14 protein-coding genes are annotated in these 17,498 nt (G+C 70.3%); 7 read left to right on the plus strand and 7 right to left on the minus strand.

Translation table 11 applies throughout. The features are described 5' to 3' along the window. Positions 1 to 54 precede the first annotated feature (54 nt). The gene (locus L3Q67_RS15375; RefSeq protein ID WP_499190142.1) at positions 55 to 2,091 is read left to right on the plus strand and encodes an MMPL family transporter; all 2,037 of its coding nucleotides are present in this window, start codon (positions 55 to 57) and stop codon (positions 2,089 to 2,091) included. Positions 2,092 to 2,107: 16 nt separating this feature from the next. Next, entirely contained in the window at positions 2,108 to 3,532 is a 1,425-nt protein-coding gene (locus L3Q67_RS15380; protein WP_499191544.1) for a PLP-dependent aminotransferase family protein, read from the plus strand. On the opposite strand, the gene L3Q67_RS15385 is transcribed toward L3Q67_RS15380, so the two are convergent. Together L3Q67_RS15385 and L3Q67_RS15390 are read right to left on the minus strand one after the other, a co-directional pair. Further along, positions 3,514 to 4,077: a TetR/AcrR family transcriptional regulator gene (locus L3Q67_RS15385; protein WP_499190143.1), complete on the minus strand. Its 564-nt coding sequence runs from the start codon at positions 4,075 to 4,077 to the stop codon at positions 3,514 to 3,516. The genes L3Q67_RS15380 and L3Q67_RS15385 overlap by 19 nt on opposite strands. Next, the gene (locus L3Q67_RS15390) at positions 4,044 to 4,856 is read right to left on the minus strand and encodes an SGNH/GDSL hydrolase family protein (protein WP_499190144.1); all 813 of its coding nucleotides are present in this window, start codon (positions 4,854 to 4,856) and stop codon (positions 4,044 to 4,046) included. The genes L3Q67_RS15385 and L3Q67_RS15390 overlap by 34 nt, the downstream gene beginning before the upstream one ends. Positions 4,857 to 4,943: 87 nt before the next feature. Here L3Q67_RS15390 and L3Q67_RS15395 point away from each other — a divergent pair, with 87 nt between their 5' ends. From L3Q67_RS15395 to L3Q67_RS15405, 3 genes are read left to right on the plus strand one after another with little or no spacing between them, the layout of a single operon-like run. Next, complete coding sequence (locus tag L3Q67_RS15395; RefSeq protein ID WP_499190145.1) at positions 4,944 to 5,765, plus strand: alpha/beta fold hydrolase; 822 nt, start codon at positions 4,944 to 4,946, stop codon at positions 5,763 to 5,765. A gap of 32 nt (positions 5,766 to 5,797) precedes the next feature. After that, positions 5,798 to 6,493 (plus strand): MOSC domain-containing protein, encoded by a 696-nt coding sequence (locus tag L3Q67_RS15400; RefSeq protein WP_499190146.1) that lies wholly within the window; start codon positions 5,798 to 5,800, stop codon positions 6,491 to 6,493. Beyond that, a complete protein-coding gene (locus tag L3Q67_RS15405; protein WP_499190147.1) occupies positions 6,483 to 7,067 on the plus strand; it encodes a TetR/AcrR family transcriptional regulator in 585 nt (194 codons plus the stop codon). The genes L3Q67_RS15400 and L3Q67_RS15405 overlap by 11 nt, the downstream gene beginning before the upstream one ends. On the opposite strand, the gene L3Q67_RS15410 is transcribed toward L3Q67_RS15405, so the two are convergent. Both L3Q67_RS15410 and L3Q67_RS15415 read right to left on the minus strand, forming a co-directional pair. Next, on the minus strand, positions 7,068 to 8,684 hold the full coding sequence (locus L3Q67_RS15410) for a beta-N-acetylhexosaminidase (protein WP_499190148.1): 1,617 nt from the start codon (positions 8,682 to 8,684) through the stop codon (positions 7,068 to 7,070). It abuts the gene before it with no gap. Between the two features lie 131 nt (positions 8,685 to 8,815). Next, the gene (locus tag L3Q67_RS15415; RefSeq protein WP_499190149.1) at positions 8,816 to 10,690 is read right to left on the minus strand and encodes a propionyl-CoA synthetase; all 1,875 of its coding nucleotides are present in this window, start codon (positions 10,688 to 10,690) and stop codon (positions 8,816 to 8,818) included. 250 nt (positions 10,691 to 10,940) lie between these two features. Here L3Q67_RS15415 and L3Q67_RS15420 point away from each other — a divergent pair, with 250 nt between their 5' ends. After that, a complete protein-coding gene (locus L3Q67_RS15420) occupies positions 10,941 to 12,692 on the plus strand; it encodes a serine/threonine-protein kinase (RefSeq protein ID WP_499190150.1) in 1,752 nt (583 codons plus the stop codon). A gap of 538 nt (positions 12,693 to 13,230) precedes the next feature. Here the strand turns inward: L3Q67_RS15420 and L3Q67_RS15425 are convergent. Continuing rightward, positions 13,231 to 14,205: a chitinase gene (locus tag L3Q67_RS15425; RefSeq protein WP_499190151.1), complete on the minus strand. Its 975-nt coding sequence runs from the start codon at positions 14,203 to 14,205 to the stop codon at positions 13,231 to 13,233. Between the two features lie 85 nt (positions 14,206 to 14,290). Beyond that, on the minus strand, positions 14,291 to 15,868 hold the full coding sequence (locus L3Q67_RS15430) for a dolichyl-phosphate-mannose--protein mannosyltransferase (RefSeq protein ID WP_499190152.1): 1,578 nt from the start codon (positions 15,866 to 15,868) through the stop codon (positions 14,291 to 14,293). Between the two features lie 223 nt (positions 15,869 to 16,091). Here L3Q67_RS15430 and rsmI point away from each other — a divergent pair, with 223 nt between their 5' ends. Further along, on the plus strand, positions 16,092 to 16,937 hold the full coding sequence (rsmI, locus tag L3Q67_RS15435; RefSeq protein ID WP_209662518.1) for a 16S rRNA (cytidine(1402)-2'-O)-methyltransferase: 846 nt from the start codon (positions 16,092 to 16,094) through the stop codon (positions 16,935 to 16,937). Here the strand turns inward: rsmI and L3Q67_RS15440 are convergent. Then, positions 16,926 to 17,480 (minus strand): QsdR family transcriptional regulator, encoded by a 555-nt coding sequence (locus L3Q67_RS15440; protein ID WP_282771070.1) that lies wholly within the window; start codon positions 17,478 to 17,480, stop codon positions 16,926 to 16,928. The two genes, rsmI and L3Q67_RS15440, sit on opposite strands and share 12 nt — an antisense overlap. Positions 17,481 to 17,498 lie beyond the last annotated feature (18 nt).

A 17,498-nucleotide genomic window follows, 5' to 3' on the forward strand; every position in this document is an offset into this window, starting at 1 on the left:
GGTCGGCCCGCCGGTATGACGACGCGACCCGGGTCGCTGCCCGAACCTGTTCGCGTGAACACAACAGTGGTGGAACCGAGTTCGTTCGAACGGCTCGCGGGGTGGTCGCAACGGCACCGCCGGGTGGCCATCCTGCTCTGGATCGTGGTGCTCGCCGCGATCACCCTCGCCTCGCAGGCCGTCGGCAGCGCCTACGAGGACGACCACGCGCTGCCGGGCACGGAATCCCAGCAACTGCAGGACCGCTACGGCGGGCAGGCCGGGGCGTCCGCGCAGATCGTGGTGCGCCACGAGAACGGTGTGCCCGCCGAGCGGGTGGACCGGATGCTCGCGCAACTGCCCCACCTCGCCGGGCCGCCGAGCCCGCTACGGTTCTCCGGGGACGGCCGCACCGCCTACGCGAGCGTGCCGCTGGCCGAGGACATCCCGGCCGAGGACACCCGCCGCCTGATCGACACGGCGAAGGCGGCCGAGGGTGACGGGCTGGTTGTCGCGCTGGGCGGGGACGCGGTCCGGGCGGCGGCGGAAGGCGGTGGCGGACCGGCCGAAGGCGCGGGACTGCTGGCCTCGCTGGTGATCCTCGTGTTCATGTTCGGCTCGATCCTGGCCGCGAGCCTGCCGGTGCTCACCGCGGTCTTCGCGGTCGGCAGCTCGCTCGGCGTGATCGTGCTGGCGTCCCAGGTGTTCACGCTGCCCAGCTACGTGCCGTACCTGATGATGCTGGTCGGCCTCGGGGTCGGCATCGACTACGCACTGCTGATCTTTTCCCGCTACCGCACGGAAATCCTGCGCGGGGTGGATCGGGAGCAGGCCACCAGGACGGCGTTGGACACCGCGGGCCGGTCGGTGTTGTTCGCCGGGCTCACGGTGATCATCGCGCTGGCCGGGTTGCTGGTGCTGGGCCTGGGTTCGCTGCGCGGGGTGGCGCTGGCGGTGGCGATGACCGTGCTGCTGACCATGGTCGCGGCGGTCACCCTGCTGCCGGCGTTGCTGACCGTGTTCGGCCGCCGCATCGAACGGGCGGTCACCCAGCGCGGCAGGGCACCCGGCGACCGGTGGCGGAAGTGGGGCGCGCTGGTGCAGCGCCGCCCGTGGGCGCCGCTGGTGCTCGCGGTGGCCGCGCTCGGCGTGCTTTCGCTGCCCGCGCTGGGCATGCGGCTCGGCTTCGCCGATGCCGGGACGGAGTCGCCGGAGCAGCCCACGCGCCAGGCGTACGACCTGCTCGCCGAGGGTTTCGGGCCGGGGTTCAACGGGCCGCTGATCGTGGTGGCCGACGGTGGCGATCCGGCCGCGCTCTCGCGGGTTCTGGAGGACACGCCAGGCGTGGACACGAGTACGACCACCGGGGGAGCGGTCTCGACCACGCTCGTCTTCCCGGAGAGCGGGCCGCAGGACGAGGCGACGCACGAACTGGTCACGCGGTTGCGTGGCGAGGTACTGCCCGCGCTGGAGGCGCGGACCGGCGGTGAGTACCTGGTCGGCGGATCGACGGCGGCGGCCGACGACTTCGCCACCGCCATCGCCGAGCGGCTGCCGCTGTTCATCGGTGTGGTGGTGCTGCTCTCGGCGTTGCTGCTGCTGGTGGTGTTCCGGTCGATCCTGGTGCCGTTGAAGGCGGCCGTGCTGAACCTGCTGAGCATCGGGGCTTCGCTCGGCGTGATCACGCTGGTCTTCGGCGAAGGCTGGTTCGGCGCGCAGCCCGGCCCGATCGAGGCCTTCGTGCCGGTGATGATCTTCGCGATCGTGTTCGGACTGTCCATGGACTACGAGGTGTTCCTGGTTTCCCGCATGCACGAGGAATGGCGGCGTTCCGGGGATGCGGCACGCGCGGTCCGCGAGGGACTGGCGAACACCGGCGGGGTGATCACCGCGGCCGCCGGGATCATGATCGTGGTGTTCGGCGCGTTCGTGCTCAGCGCGGACCGCATGCTCCAGCAGTTCGGCCTGGGACTGGCGGTCGCGGTGCTGCTGGACGCGGTGGTCATCCGTTGTCTGATCGTCCCCGCGGTGATGCGGCTGTTCGGGGCGAAAGCCTGGTGGCTGCCCACATGGCTGGATCGGCGGCTCCCCAAGGTCGCGCTGGAGCGGTAGAGAGGTCTGCATGCACATGACGCCGGACGAGTTCCGCACCTATGGCAAGCAGGTCGTCGACTGGATCGCCGATTACCGCGACGGCATCGAGAACCACCCCGTGCGCGCGAAGGTCCAACCGGGAGAGATCCGGGCCGGGCTGCCCGCGCACCCGCCGGAGCGGGGCGAGCCGTTCGACCGGCTGCTGGCCGACCTGGACGAGCGGATCCTGCCCGGCGTCACGCACTGGCAGCACCCCGACTTCTTCGCCTACTTCCCGGCGAACGCGACCGGCCCGTCGATCCTCGGCGACCTGCTCTCGTCCGGGCTCGGGGTGCAGGGCATGGTGTGGGCGACCAGCCCGGCCTGCACCGAACTGGAAACCGTGGTGGTGGACTGGCTGGCGGAACTGCTCGGGTTGCCAGCGGGTTTCCGCACCGACGGGCCCGGCGGCGGGGTCATCCAGGATTCGGCGTCCAGCGCGGCGCTGGTCGCGGTGCTCGCCGCGCTGCACCGGGTCAGCGGCGGCACCGTCGGCGACGAGGGGATTTCCCGGCGGTACACCATCTACGTCACCTCGGAGACGCACTCCGCGCTGGAGAAAGCGGGCCGGATCACCGGGATCGGGGCGCGGAACGTGCGCGTGGTCGACGTCGATCCGTCGACGCTGGCAATGGATCCGGTGCACCTGGCGGCGTTGCTCGAAGCGGATACCGCCGCCGGGGCCGTGCCGGCACTGGTGTGCGCGACCATCGGCACCACCTCGACCACGGCGATCGACCCGGTGGCCGCGATCGGCGAGGTGTGCCAGGCGCACGGGGTCTGGCTGCACGTCGACGCCGCCTACGCGGGAGTGGCCGCGGTGTGCCCGGAACTGCGGTGGATCAACGAAGGTGTGGCCGAGTACGTGGACTCGTACGCGACCAATCCGCACAAGTGGCTGCTGACCAACCACGACTGCACGGTGTTGTGGGTGACCGACCGCGCGCCGCTGATCGGCGCGCTGTCGATCCTGCCGGAATTCCTGCGCAACCCGGCGACCGAATCCGGCGCGGTGATCGACTACCGCGACTGGCAGGTCCCGCTCGGCCGCCGGTTCCGCGCGCTGAAGCTGTGGGCGGTGCTGCGGTGGTACGGCGCCGAAGGGCTGCGTGCGCACATCCGGTCCGGTATCGAACTGGCCGCCGAGTTCGCCGCGCTCGTCGCCGCGGACGACCGGTTCGAACTGCACGCGCCGCGGCACTTCGGCCTGGTCTGCTTCCGTCCGAAGTGGACCGACGAGCGGATACTGGCGTTGCTGGAGCGGCTGAACGACTCCGGCGAGCTGTACCTCAGCCACACCAGGGTGCACGGCAGGGTGACGCTGCGGTTCGCGGTGGGCAGCACGTCGACCACGGCCCAGCACGTCCGCGACGCCTGGGCGACCATCTCCGCCGCCGTGGCTCAGGCGGGTCCGAGGTAGGCGTCCAGGGTGACCGCCAGCGGCACGTCGATGGACGGCGCGAAGCTGGCCTTGGCGAGCCCGCCCCACAACCACAGCTCGGCCAGCCCGTGCAGGGCCGCCCACAGCGAGGCCGCGACCAGCCGCGGGTCGGTGTCCCCGGTCGACGCGGCGGCGGCCAGTTCCGCGAAGAAGTCGAAGACCGCACTGCTGGCGCGGACGAGTTGGGCGTCGCCGGTGTCGAGCAGGTCGTGCCGGAACATCAGCTCGAACATCGCCGGGTTGTCCAGCGCGAACCCGACGTACGCCCGGCACGCGGCGATCAGCCGGGCCCGCGGCGGACCGTCGGGCAACTCCTCGCGCCGGGCGTACAACTCGGCGAAGCCGGTGGCCGCGACCGCGGAGAGCAGTTCGGCGCGGCCGGCGAAGTGCCGCAGCGGAGCCCCGTGCGAGACGCCGGTGTGCTTCGCGATCCCGCGCAGCGTGACCGCCTCCACGCCCTCGGCGGCGAGCAGCGCGACCGCGCTCGCGATCAGGCGTTGCCGGGGAGCGGGGCGGAGATCCATGCCCTGATCTCGTCGGTGGAGATCGGCTGCAGTTCCGGGCGCTTGGGCAGGAAGCCGTCGCCGGGGGAGCGGCCGATCAGGCGGTTGCGGACGCGGGTGACGGCGACCGGGCGCACCACGTGCCACAGCCATTCCGCGTGCGCGCGGGTGTCCGGCCGGGCGGGATCTCCCGGCAGGTCGGCCAGCCAGCTGGGTTCGAACGGCACCGCCAGCGCGTCGAGCAGGTGCGCGGCGAGGCGGCGGTGGCCGAGGTCGGACAGGTGCAGGCGGTCGCGGCCGAAGTAGCGCAGGTCGTCGGCGGCGCGGTCGGGCCAGAGGTCGACCAGCCGGGCGCCGTAGCTTGAGGCGGACTCGCGGATGGCTTCGTTGAGTGACTCGATGCGCGGGCGCAAGCGCTTGCCGAACGGCATCCGGTGCGAAATGTCGCTCAGCGTGAACACCACCACGGTCGGCGCCAGCTCGGTGACCCGGCGGACGGCGGTGCCCACGCGGCGGGCGATCTCGGCGGATCCGGAGCCGGTGAGCACGTCGTTGGCGCCGCCGAACAACGCCACGAGGTCGGGTTCGAGCGCGTTGAGCGCGGGTACCTGCTCAGCGGTGATCTGGTCCAGCCGCCGGCCGCGCACGCCCAGGTTGGCGTAGCGGAACCCGGGTTCGTCCATGGCCAGCCGGGCGGCGGCGAGGTCGGCCCAGCCGCGGTAGCGCCCGCCCGCCGGATGCGGGTCGTCGAGCCCTTCCGTGCAGCTGTCGCCGAGCGCGACAAAGCGTTCGTAACCCATTCATCTCTCCGTCACCGTTTGTTCAGCCGGGTCCCACTTTGTAGCAAACCGATGTAGACGGTGTCTACTTGTGGTTTGTTGGACGGCATGGAGCTGAGCGAACGGTTCGGGAGTTCGAGCGGTGAGGTGCGCTGGACCAGCGTGGGCGACGGCCCGCCGCTGGTGCTGCTGCACGGGACGCCGTTCTCGGCGTTCGTCTGGCGGCGGTTCGCCGAGACGCTGGCCGAGTGGTGGCGGGTCTACCTGTGGGACATGCCCGGCTACGGCGGTTCGGCCAAGTTCGACGGCCAGGACGTGTCGCTGGCCGCGCAGGGCCGGGTGTTCGCCGAACTGCTGGCGCACTGGGACCTGGAGCGCCCGGCGGTGGTCGCGCACGACTTCGGCGGCGCGGTCGCGTTGCGCGCGCACCTGCTGCACGGCCGCGCGTACGAACGGCTCGCCGTGGTCGATCCGGTGGCGCTGGCGCCGTGGGGTTCGCCGTTCTTCCGGCTGGTACGGGAGAACGCGGCGGTGTTCGAGCAGCTGCCGCCGTTCCTGCACGAGGCGCTGGTGCGGGAGTACGTCAACTCGGCCAGCTCGCCGGGGCTGCACCCGGACGTGCTGGCGCGGCTGGTCGAACCGTGGCTCGGTGAGTCGGGTCAGCCCGCGTTCTACCGGCAGATCGCGCAGGCGGACCAGCGCTACACCGACGAGGTCCAGTCGCGGTACCCGGAGCTGGACCTGCCGTTCCTGGTCTGCTGGGGCGCCGACGACCAGTGGATCCCACCGGCGAAGGCCGCCGAACTGGCCGGGCTGGTGCCCGGTGCCCGACTGCGGCTGATCGAGGGAGCCGGGCACCTCGTGCAGGAGGACAACCCGGCGGCGCTGCTCGGCGCTCTGCTGCCCTTCCTGCGGGCTGAACGGGGATGAATATTTACGAACGGTCGTGCTAATTTCTCGGCATGACCGAACTGCTGATCAACGGGGTATTCGTCGGGCAGCCCAGCGTGCTCGGGCACCAGCGCGGCGAGCCGGTGCTCAGTGGCATCACCAAGACCAGGACCGGCGAGGCGCAGCTCGAGCTGTCCGAGGTCAACCTCACCGGTGACGGCCAGGCCGACCTCAGCGTGCACGGCGGCCCGGACAAGGCGGTCTACGCCTACCCGGCCGAGCACTACGAGGGCTGGGTCGCCGACGCCTTCGACCTGGAGGCGGGCGCGGTCGGGGAGAACCTGTCGGTCCTCGGCGCCGAGGAGGACACCATCCGCATCGGCGACGTTTTCTCCTGGGGTGAGGCGCACGTGGAGGTCTCCCAGCCGCGGACGCCGTGCTACAAGCTCGGCATGAAGACCGGCCGGAAGGACATCATCCCGGCGATGATCGACTCCGGCCGCAGCGGCTGGTACCTGCGCGTGCGGCGCACCGGCACGGTGCCGACCACCGGCGCGCTCACCCTTCTCGACCGCGACGAGGCGAGCCCGACGATCAGCGAGCTGTACCTGGTCCTCTACGCGAACCCGGCGAATCTGGACGACGGGCAGCGTGCGGCGTACCTGGAGCTGGCGCGCCGGGCGGTGAAGGCGCCCGCGCTGTCCGAGCAGTTCCGCCAGGGCCTGACGGGCAAGCTGCTGCGGGTGGAAGCACGCGATGCCGGTTGACGGCAGGCTGGTGCGCGGAGACGCGACCCGGCAGGCGGTGCTCCGGCGGGCGATGGACGTCGCGTCGGTCGAAGGGCTCGACGGGCTGTCCATCGGCGGGCTCGCCAAGGAACTGGACCTGAGCAAGAGCGGGGTTTTCGCGGTCTTCGGCTCGAAGGAGGAGCTACAGCTCGCCACCATCGACGCGGCGAACGCGATCTTCACCGAGCAGGTGGTCGACCGGGTACCGGCTTCGGCGACCGGCGTGGACCGGTTCAGCGAGCTGTGCGAACGCTGGCTGGATTACTCGGAGAAGCGGATCTTCCCCGGCGGCTGCTTCTTCTTCCACACGTCCGCCGAATACGACGCGCGGGACGGGCGGGTGCACGACGCGCTGGTCGCGCGGAGCCGGAACTGGACCCGGCTGCTGGTCGACACCCTGCGTGCGGCCGACGTGGACGATGCGGAACAGGTCGTCTTCGAGGTCGAGGCGCTGGCTCGCACGGCCAACGCCTTCTCCGTGCTGCACGGGAGCCCGGACGCATACCGGCGGGCGCGGATCGGAATCCGCGCCCGCCTGGCTGAACTGCGCTGACTACTTCCAGTCGATCTGCGGCGACCGGTAGAAGTCGATGCCCTGGGCGCTCAGCCGCGGGCCCTGCTTCGCGAGCCGGTCACGGTAGTTCTCCCAGTTGTGCTTGGCCTGCGGCGACCAGCCGAGTTCGGCGATCGCGGTGAGCCGCGGGAACGCCATGAACTCGATGTCCTCGATGTTCCGCAGGGTTTCCGACCACAACGGGGCTTCCACGCCCAGCACGGACGACTCCGGCACACCGGGGACGAACGTGCCCGGGTCCCACTCGTACGCGGTCTTGACCTCGATGTACCCGGCCCACTTCAGGCCCAGCTTGGTGTTCTCGTCGTACTTCATGTCCAGGTACGCCTTGTTGGCCGGCGAAACCAGGACCTTGCTGCCCCGCTTGACGGCCTCGGCCACCGCGGCGTCGCCGTCCGGCGTGCTCCACCAGTACTGCGGGGTGGTGGTGGCCGGCGAGTTGGCCTTGGCGATCTCGTGCCAGCCGAACGGCTTCTTGCCGTACTTCGCCGTCATCGGGATGACGCGCTCCATGAACTTCTTGAAGTCCTCGTCCGTGGTCGCGTGCGCCTCGTCCCCGCCGATGTGCAGGTACGGGCCGGGCGTCATGGCCGCCAGTTCGCGGATGACGTCCTCGACGAACTTGTAGGTCAGCTCGTCGTCGATGCACAGCGAGGAGTAGCCGACCTCGATGTCCGTGCGCGGCGCCGGGGCGACCCCGTCGCAGTTCAGCTCCGCGTAGGTGGCCTGCGCGGCGTTGGTGTGCCCCGGCATGTCGATCTCGGGCACGATGGTGATCTGCCGCTCGGCCGCGTACTTGTTCAGCGCCGCGTAGTCGGCCTTGGTCAGGAAGCCCGCGCCGACGCCGTCCACGCCGGTGCCCGGGCCGCCGCCGACCGTGGTCAGCTTCGGCCAGCTGTCGATCTGGATGCGCCAGCCCTGGTCGTCGGTCAGGTGCAGGTGCAGGTAGTTGATCTTGTACTGGGCGATCTCGTCGATGTAGGTGCGGATCTCGTCCGGCGTGTGGAAGTGCCGGGCCAGGTCCAGGAATGCGCCCCGGTAGCCGAAGCGCGGGTAGTCCACGATCCGCCCGCCCGCCACCGACCAGGCGGTCCGCTGCGGGGTGTCGGCCTCGATCTTGGCGCCGAACAGCTGGCGCAGCGACTGCACGCCGTTGAACAGCCCGGCCGCGGAGTTGGCCCGGATGGTCACCCCGGTGACGTTCGAGTCGAGCTGGTAGCCCTGGTCACCGATGCGCTTGTCGGCACCGCCGAGCAGCAGCGAGATGCCCGGGATCCACGAGGGGCCGGAGCTGACCTTGAGCGGGTAGCCGGTGGCCGGGCGCAGCAGTCCGGCCAGGTGGTCGCCGACCTGCTTGGCTTCCTTCGAACCCGGCTGGGTGTGGATGCGGCTGAGCGGGGTCAGCCAGAACTTGGTGTGCCCGTTGGGCTTGACTTCGACCGGCGCGGGCAGCACGTCGGTCAGCTGGGTTCCGCCCGCGGTCGACTGGGTGGCCGCCTCCTCGGGTGCCGCAGCGGCGGCTCCCGAAGTGGCCACCGTCGACACGGCCAGTACGGCCGCACCGAGCAAGGCGGACAAGGACAAACGCTTCCTCACGGAGCACCTCCGGCAGGGAGACTAAGAGTGCATAAAGGTATAGACCAATAACTCGGGCAGCACAACGGCCGTTGGAAGGGGTTGAGGAATTTCGCGGCCGTTGCCGGAGCGGGGAATGCGTAACCGGACGATCACTCGCTGCGCAGGGTGGTGCGCAGCGCGTCAAGAACGGCGGGGTCTTCGATCGTCGAGGGAACCGGCTCGTCCCGCCCGTCCGCGATACCCCGCATGGTCTTGCGGAGAATCTTGCCGGACCGGGTTTTCGGCAGCGCGTCCACAACCGACACGTCGCGGAATGCCGCCACCGGGCCGATATCGCGGCGCACCGCGGCGACGAGTTCCTCGCGCAGCCGGTCACCGTCGATGTCCACTCCGGACTTGAGCACGACGAAACCCCTGGGCAGCTGGCCTTTCAGCGGGTCGCGCACGCCGATCACCGCGCATTCGGCGACCGCTGGGTGCGCGGCGAGCACGGCCTCCATCGAGCCGGTCGAAAGCCGGTGCCCGGCCACGTTGATGACGTCGTCGGTGCGGCCCATCACGAAGAGGTAGCCGTCTTCGTCGAAATAACCGGAATCGCCGGTGAGATAATGCCCTTCGTAACGCGAGAGGTAGGCCTCGACGTACCGGTCGTCGTCGCCCCAAAGGGTCGGCAAAGTGCCGGGCGGCAAGGGGAGTTTGAGGGCGATGGCGCCTTCCCTCCCGGCGGGCAGGTCGTTGCCCTCCTGGTCCAGGACGCGCACGTCGTACCCGGGCACCGGCACGGTCGACGAACCCGGCTTCACCGGCATCGGCTCGATGCCGCGCGGGTTCGCCGAAATGGGCCAGCCGGTTTCGGTCTGCCACCAGTGGTCGATCACCGGCGTGCCGAGCTTTTCTTTCGCCCAGTGGTAAGTCTCGGGATCGAGCCGTTCCCCGGCGAGGAACAGCGTGCCGAACTCCGAGAGGTCGTACTTCGCCAGTTCGGCCGCGTCCGGGTCGACCTTCTTGATCGCGCGCAACGCGGTCGGCGCGGTGAACAGCGCCTTGACCCCGTGTTCGGCGATCACCCGCCAGAACGCGCCCGCGTCCGGGGTGCCGACCGGCTTCCCTTCGTAGAGCACCGTGGTCGCCCCGACCAGCAGCGGCGCGTAGACGATGTAGGAGTGGCCGACCACCCAGCCGACGTCGGAGGCGGTCCACCAGACGTCACCGGGGCCGATGTCGTAGATCGCGCCCATCGACCAGGCCAGCGCCACCGCGTGCCCGCCGGTGTCGCGCACGACGCCCTTCGGCTTGCCGGTGGTGCCCGAGGTGTAGAGGACGTACAGCGGATCGGTGGCGGCGACCGGCACCGGATCGGCCGGCGACGCGCCCGCGACCAGCTCGTTCCAGTCTATGTCGCGCTCGCCGAGTTCGGCGCGGACGGCGTCGCGTTGCAGCACCACGACCCGGTCCGGCTGGTGCTCGGTGCCCCGCAGCGCCTCTTCGATGATCGGCTTGTACTCGACCACCCGCGTGGGTTCGATGCCGCAGGACGCGGTCACGATGACCTTCGGCTTGGCGTCGTCGACGCGGGCCGCCAGTTCCTTGGGCGCGAAGCCGCCGAACACCACCGAGTGAACCGCACCGAGCCGCGCGCACGCGAGCATGGAGATCACCGCCTCGGGCACCATCGGCAGGTAGATGATCACCCGGTCGCCGCGTTCGACGCCGAGTGACCGCAACGCCCCGGCGAACCGGGCGACGGCCTCGTGCAGTTCGCGGTAGGTGAAGCGGCGGGTCGTGCCGGTGACGGGGGAGTCGTAGATGAGGGCGGTCTGCTCGCCGCGGTCGGCGAGGTGCCGGTCGAGCGCGTTGTAGGAGGTGTTCAGCTCGCCGTCGGGGAACCACCGGTAGAGCGGCGCGCGCGAGTCGTCCAGCGCCCTCGACGGCTTCCTGGTCCAGTCGATGCCCTCGGCGGCGGCCAGCCAGAAACCCTCGGGATCGGACATGCTCCGCTGGTAGGTCTCGGCGTACTGGGCCATCGGGGGGACCTCCTCGTTGCGATCCGGCACCGACCATCTTGTACCGGTGGCGACGCGCGGGCGAAAGGAAGCACTTGACCAGCGGGAAAGACCGGCCGCACCGGGTGCACCGGGCCTCGCGGGTATCGTGGTCCGCTCGCGCCTGAGACCGAAGAGTCCTTGCCGTGATGAACCTGCCGGGTGACGGCGGCGTCCAACGACAGACCCGACATACTGGAGTCGGGTAGCAGGGCAACGACAAGGAGCGGGAGTGGATTCATTCGCGAGCTCGTTGCTGTCGTTCGCATACGAGGTGTTCGGGCCTGGTTTCTGCCCGGGTGGCGCGGTGTGGGCGACCAGCATGGCGGGCGCGCTGATCGCGTTGTTCCCGGTGGCGGGCGCGGTGATCGTGGCGCTGATCCGGAAGTTCACCGGGAACCGGTACGACCCGACGATGATGGCCGTGTTCGGCCTGGTCGCCGGGTTCTTCACGCTGATCATGCCGTGGTTGCTGTTCATCGGGGTGTCGAGCAACTTCAGCGCGGTGCGGGCCGGTGACGGCGCCGACCTGTCCGCCGGCCTGATGGAGGAGCTGGGCAACAGCCGCTGCGACTTCATCGGCAAGCAGAGCGACTACCTCGGCGGTGGCCAGAACGTCTACGAGGCGCTGTTCTACCCGTCGGGCGGGCTGGCCTACGGCTACTACCTCGGTGCGCTCATCGGGCTGCCCGCGCTCGCCCTGCTGTTCGTCATGCTGCTGGCGCGCACGGCGCTGCGCCGCGGGCCGAAGTGGCCCGCCCGGTTCTTCTGGATCCCGTTCGTGCTGATGTTCTTCTTCAGCATCGGGGTCTCCGCGAACACCGCGGTGCACCTGTGGCTGGGTTTCCTGCCGATCACCGTGCTGGGCATCATGCCGGTGGCGCTGGTCGGCCCACCGGCATGGTCGACGCTGCAACGCTCGGAACGGCCGCCGGAGCGGCGCCCGGTGGAACCGCCGCGGCAACCGCCACCGCCGTACGTGCCGCCGCCCTCGCAGCAGCGTCAACTGCCGCCGCCGCAGCCCCCGAAGGACTACCCGAAGACCGCGCTGGCCCAGCAACCCGAGCCGCAGGTTTCGGCCGCCTCGGAGAGTCCCGGCCTGGCGAACACCCCGGGTCCGATGCCCGTTCCGCCCGGTTCGAGCAGTTCGGGCAGCGGCCGGTACCGCCGGGTCCGGCGACTCGGGCACGGTGGCTTCGGCACCGTGTGGGAGGCCGTGGACAACCAGCTCGGCCGCACGATCGCGCTGAAGATCGCACACGCGCCGGACCGCGACACGGTGGAGCGGATGCAGCGCGAGGCACGGGCGCTGGCCGTGGTGAACCACCCGAACTGCGTGAAGGTGTACGACCTGGTCGAGGAGCCGGACGGGCTCGCGCTGGTGATGGAGTACCTGGAGGGTCAGCCGCTGGGTGCCGCCGTGGACACCGGCGGCCCACTGGACGACGTGGCCGCGGGCCGGCTGTGGGCGACCATGGCGGGCGCCCTGTCGGCGGCGCACGAAAAGGGCGTCCTGCACCGGGACGTGAAGCCGTCGAACGTGATCTTGGACCCCGGGGGCATCGCGCACCTGATCGACTTCGGCATCGCGCGCAGCAAGGGCGACTCGCAACTGACCGCGACCGGCATGATGATCGGAACGCCGGACTTCACCGCCCCGGAGACGGCCGCGGGTGCGCCCGCGTCCCCGGCCTCGGACGCCTGGCAACTGGCCGCGACGGTCAGCTACGCCCTGTCAGGCCAGCCTCCGCGCGGCACGCGGGAAACCCCGATGGCCGCGCTCATGGCCGCGGCGCGTGCGGAACCGGCGAACAAACTGCCGCCGCGGAGCGTCCACTCGCGGCTGCTGATCGCCTCGCTGGACCCGGAACCCCGCCGCCGCCCCACGCTGAACTCGGTGCGGAAGGAAGTCGAAGGCTGGCTCTCGCGCGCCGGCAAGTCCCCGGACGGCCCAGTCACCCGAGTAGTCCCACGGGCGCACTGATTCTTGGGCTGGTGTCACGGATGTGGCTTTGGGGGCCGATTCCGCCCCGAAAGCCACATTCGTGACACCCACCGCGGCGGAGCACGCCACGACCCCCCCCAGAACCCCCCGCAATGCCATGAATGGGGCATTCCAAGCGTTCTACGCAAGTAATGCCCCACTCATAGCATCCGTCAGGGCACGCACCCCCCCAGCGCAACCGCCGCCCGGACACCCCACCAGAGCATCCGCCCAGACCCCCACCCCGCCCCGATCCAAAGCCAAAACACGGCGAAGACCTCGATGTCAAGGCATCTTTCCCGCCTTGACATCGAGGTCTTCGCCGTAGTCACAATCAAAACCCGGGGCGGCCCCCCGTCCGACCAAGCCGAACGCCCAGCGCCCGCGAACCTCGCCCGCTCAAACCCGGAACTCGGCTACCCCAACGTGGAACTCGGCTCCCCGAACGTGGGACTCGACTACCTGAACGTGGGGCTCGCGTGCCTGAACGTGGGACTCGGCTACCTGAACGTGGGGTTCGCCCGGGTGGTCCCCAAGCTCAGCGTAGGGAGTTCAGGTGCGCCCGGACCGGGGCCGAGAAGGCGCCTCCGGACGTAGCGTCCCAGTTGGTCGACCAGGTCATCACGCCGCCGATTCCCGGGAAAGCCGTTTCCGGCACGTAGGTTCCGCAGTTCGTGCGCTTCGCCAGGCAGCTCAGGGCGTTGTTCACCACGGTCGGGTTCACGTAACCGCTGCCCGCCGCCGAACGCGAGGCCGGCAGGCCCAGCGACACCTGGTCCGGTCGCAGCGTCCGCAGCAGGAAGCACGCCTGCGCGGTGATGAAGTCGACGCTGCCCTGGCTGACCACCTGGTCGTTGCAGCCGAGCATGCTGCCCGAGTTGTAGTACTGCGTGTGCACCACGGTGATCAGGTCCTTGGTCCGCTCGATCAACTGCAGGTACCGTCCGCCCGGCTGCACGTCGATGGTCTGCGGCGCCATGGTCAGCAGGAACCCCGCTCCCAGGCGCGAGCGCAGCTGCTGGATCGCACTGGTGGTGTTCGCGACGTTCAGCCCGTGCTCCAGGTCCACGTCGAGACCCTGGATGCCGAACGACTGCGCGATCGCGGTGAACGAGTCGACGAAGTTGGTCACCTTCGACGGCGAGCTCAGGTCGACGTTGCCCTTCTCTCCGCCGATCGACAGCACGATCGACTTGCCCGCGGCCTTCTTCGCGGCGATGTCCGCCTTGAGGTCAGCGTCGGTGTATCCGCCGACCGCGCTCGCCAGGCCCGGGTCGACGCCGAAGGTCACCGCCCCCGGTTTGGCCGGGTCGGCGTTGGCGAACGCCAGCACGAGCACGTCGTAGGCGTTCGGCACGTCGGAAAGCTTCTGCGCCTTCGCGCCGTTGACGAAGTTCTGCCAGTAACCGGTCAGGTGCTTGTCGGGCACCGCCGCGCCCGCGGTGGCGGGCAGGCCGGTGAGCAGCAGCGCCGCTCCGGCCAGTGCGGCGAACAGGGACCTGCGGAGGGACATGGCCGTCTCCTTCATGTGGTCTAAACCAATGTCCCCATGGTCGACCCACTGTCACGGAACGGCAACACGACGAAAGTCGGAAAGGTCAGCGCCAGGACGGCAGCCACAGCTCCGACTGCCAGTGCTCGTTGGTGATCGACACGCCGTTGAGGACCGGCCACAGCCAGGCGAAGTTCGCCACCACGAGCCCCACGTACAGCGACACGACCAGCAGCCCGGTGCCCCGCCGTTCGAAGCCCTGGCGCACCGCGCCGAGTATCTGCCCGAGCGCCAGTGTCAGGCCGAGCATCAGGAACGGCGCCATCGGCGTGGCGTAGAAGAAGTACATCTGGCGGTCGAGGTTGACGAACCACGGCAGCAGCCCGGCCAGGTAGCCGACCACCACGGCGGCGTAGCGCCAGTCCGCGCGGAACGCCGAGCGCCACAGCCCCCACGCCAGCACCGGCAGCGAGAGCCACCACATCGCCGGGGTGCCGATCAGCATGGTGGCCCGCACGCAGTCGGCCTCGCCGCAGCCGACGGCCTCCGCGCCCGACCCGTAGGAGTAGAGCATCGGGCGCAGGCCCATCGGCCACGTCCACGGCTTCGACTCCCACGGGTGCGGGTCGTTCTCCGGGGTCTTCAGCCCGGAGTGGAAGTCGAGCACGTGCAGCGAGTAGTGCACCAGGGAGGCGAGCGCGTCCGGCACCCAGCCGAAGATCCACCACGGCTGGATGTCGTCCAGTGCCACCAGGTGCCGGTCGGTGCCGGTCTCGCTGGCGAACCAGAACGCCCAGGTGCCCAGGTAGACCAGCACCGGGATGGCGACCAGCGCCCACAACGCGGGGGCGACGTCGCGGCGCAGCGTGCCCAGCCACGGCCGCGGCACGCCGGCCGCGCGGCGGGCCGCCACGTCGAAAGCCACGCAGAGCAGGCCGAACGCGACGATGTAGTACAGCCCGGACCACTTGACGCCGAGCGAAAGCCCGATCATCACGCCGCCGGTGAACCGCCACCAGCGGAACCCGAGCCGCGGCCCGTACGGCGATTCGTCCGCCCAGCCTTCGCGCACGGCCAGCGCCATCCGCTCGCGCACCTGGTCGCGGTCGAGCAGGAGGCAGCCGAACGCGGCCACCACGAACAACGCGATGAAGATGTCCAGCATGCCCATCCGCGACTGCAGGTGGAGCACGCCGTCGCTGATCACCAGCACGCCCGCCACGCCGCCGAGGAAGGTGGACCTGGTCAGCCGTCGCGCGATCCGGATGACCAGCAGGATGAGCAGGGTGCCCGCGAGCGCCGCGGAGAAGCGCCAGCCCCAGCCGTTGTAGCCGAAGAGCCATTCGCCGATCGCGATCAGCTGCTTGGCCACCGGCGGGTGCACGATCAGCTCGTAGGCGTAGTTGTCCTCGTACCCGCCGTTGCGCAGCATCTGCCACGCCTGCGGCACGTAGTGCTTCTCGTCGAAGACCGGCGTGCCCTTGTCGGTCGGGTGACCGAGGTTCTGGAACCGCAGCACGCCACCGATGAGCGTCAGGACCAGCGTGACCACCCAGCCGCGCAGCCGGTCGGCAGGCATCGCGCGGCCGAGCAGGGTGGCCTCGCGATCGGACCGCGGGGCGTACTCGTCGACCGGATCCGGGTACGCGCCGTCGCCGGACGAGCGCGTCAGGAGTGCGGTCACGGGGACCGATCCTAGGCGCTGTCCTGCGGGTCTGGTCGATGGGCTTCGTGATCCAGGTGGTTCCTGGCGGTGCGGGCGGGTCGGCCTCGTACTGGCCGTACTCGGCCGAGTCGCCCGTGCCGCCAGGGGCGCCTGGGCGCGGAGAGCGCGACCTCGACTCGCAGGACTGCGCCTGGGCGGCGTGCTGTGAGTTCGCCGCGAGTGCCCGGCTAGGCTGCCTTTCATGCCGGAGACCGGGCGGCTGGTGCTCGCCGCGACACCGCTGGGGGACGTGGGCGACGCGTCCCGGCGACTGGTCGAGGCGCTCGCCGCGGCTGACGTCATCGCCGCCGAGGACACCCGGCGCCTGCGCTCGCTGGCCGCCGCACTCGACGTCACGCCGACGGGTCGTGTGGTCAGCTTCTACGAGGACGTCGAGACCTCGCGGCTCCCGAAACTGCTCGAAGCGCTCCGATCAGGTGAGACCGTCCTCCTGGTCACCGACGCGGGTATGCCCAGCGTGTCCGATCCCGGTTACCGCCTGGTGGCGGCCTGCGTCGAAGAGGACCTGCCGGTCACCTGCCTGCCAGGACCGTCCGCGGTAACCACCGCGCTGGCGTTGTCCGGCCTGGCGTCGGACCGCTTCTGCTTCGACGGCTTCGCCCCGCGCAAGGGCGGAGAACGGGCCAAGTGGCTAAGTGGACTGGCCACTGAGCCACGCACCACCGTCTTCTTCGAGTCACCCCACCGCCTGGCGAGCACGCTGCGCGACGCCGCCGGTGTGCTCGGCGCGGATCGGCGGGCGGCCGTCTGCCGCGAGCTGACCAAGACCTACGAAGAGGTCAAGCGCGGTGAGCTCGGCGAGCTGGCGGACTGGGCCGACGAGGGCGTGCGCGGGGAGATCACCGTGGTGCTCGCGGGCGCGCCGCCGCGGTCGACCAGTGTCGAGGACCTGGTCGCCGAGGTCGCGGAGCGGGCGGCCGCCGGGGAGCGGCTCAAGACGGTCGCCGCCGAAGTGGCCGAAGCGACCGGGGTCTCCAAGAAGGAGCTGTACGACGCCGTGCTGACCGCGCGCCGGTCAGCGAAGTAACGCGGCGACGGCCTCCCGCGCCTTGTCGGCGTCGGGTTCCTCGCCGGAGATGATGTCGGTGTAGATGAACGACTCGGCGATCCGCACGATCAGGTAGGCCAGGTCGTGCACCGGCAGCGGCGGCTCCAGCGTGCCGTTGCCGATCTCCTCGGTCAGCATCGCCTCCACCGCCGCGATGGTCCGGCGCTGCACCAGGCTCGCCTTCGTGGTCAGCAGGCGCAGCGCGCGTTCGGGCTCGCGCCGCAGGAACGCGCGGAACGGCTGGTCGCTGTTGACCGTGCGCACGTAGGTCCCGACGACCTCGGCGACGCGGGCCCCGCCCGACCCCCCGATGGCCCGGTTGTGCCGGTCGAAGGCACGTTCGGTGATCGACCAGATGACCTCGCCGAGCAGCTGCTCCCGGTTGCCGACCCAGCGGAACAGCGTGGCCCGGCCCACCTTCAGCTCGGCGGCCAGCTCCTGCATGTCGATCCGCCGCCCGTCGAGGAACCACTGCCGCGCCAGGGTGAACGCGTCCGTCACGTCCGGTTTGGTGGAGACCACGTAGGGAACATAACACGG

Origin of the sequence: Saccharothrix sp. AJ9571, from assembly GCF_021725495.1 — a bacterium.
GTDB classification, from domain to species: Bacteria; Actinomycetota; Actinomycetes; order Mycobacteriales; family Pseudonocardiaceae; genus Amycolatopsis; species Amycolatopsis magusensis.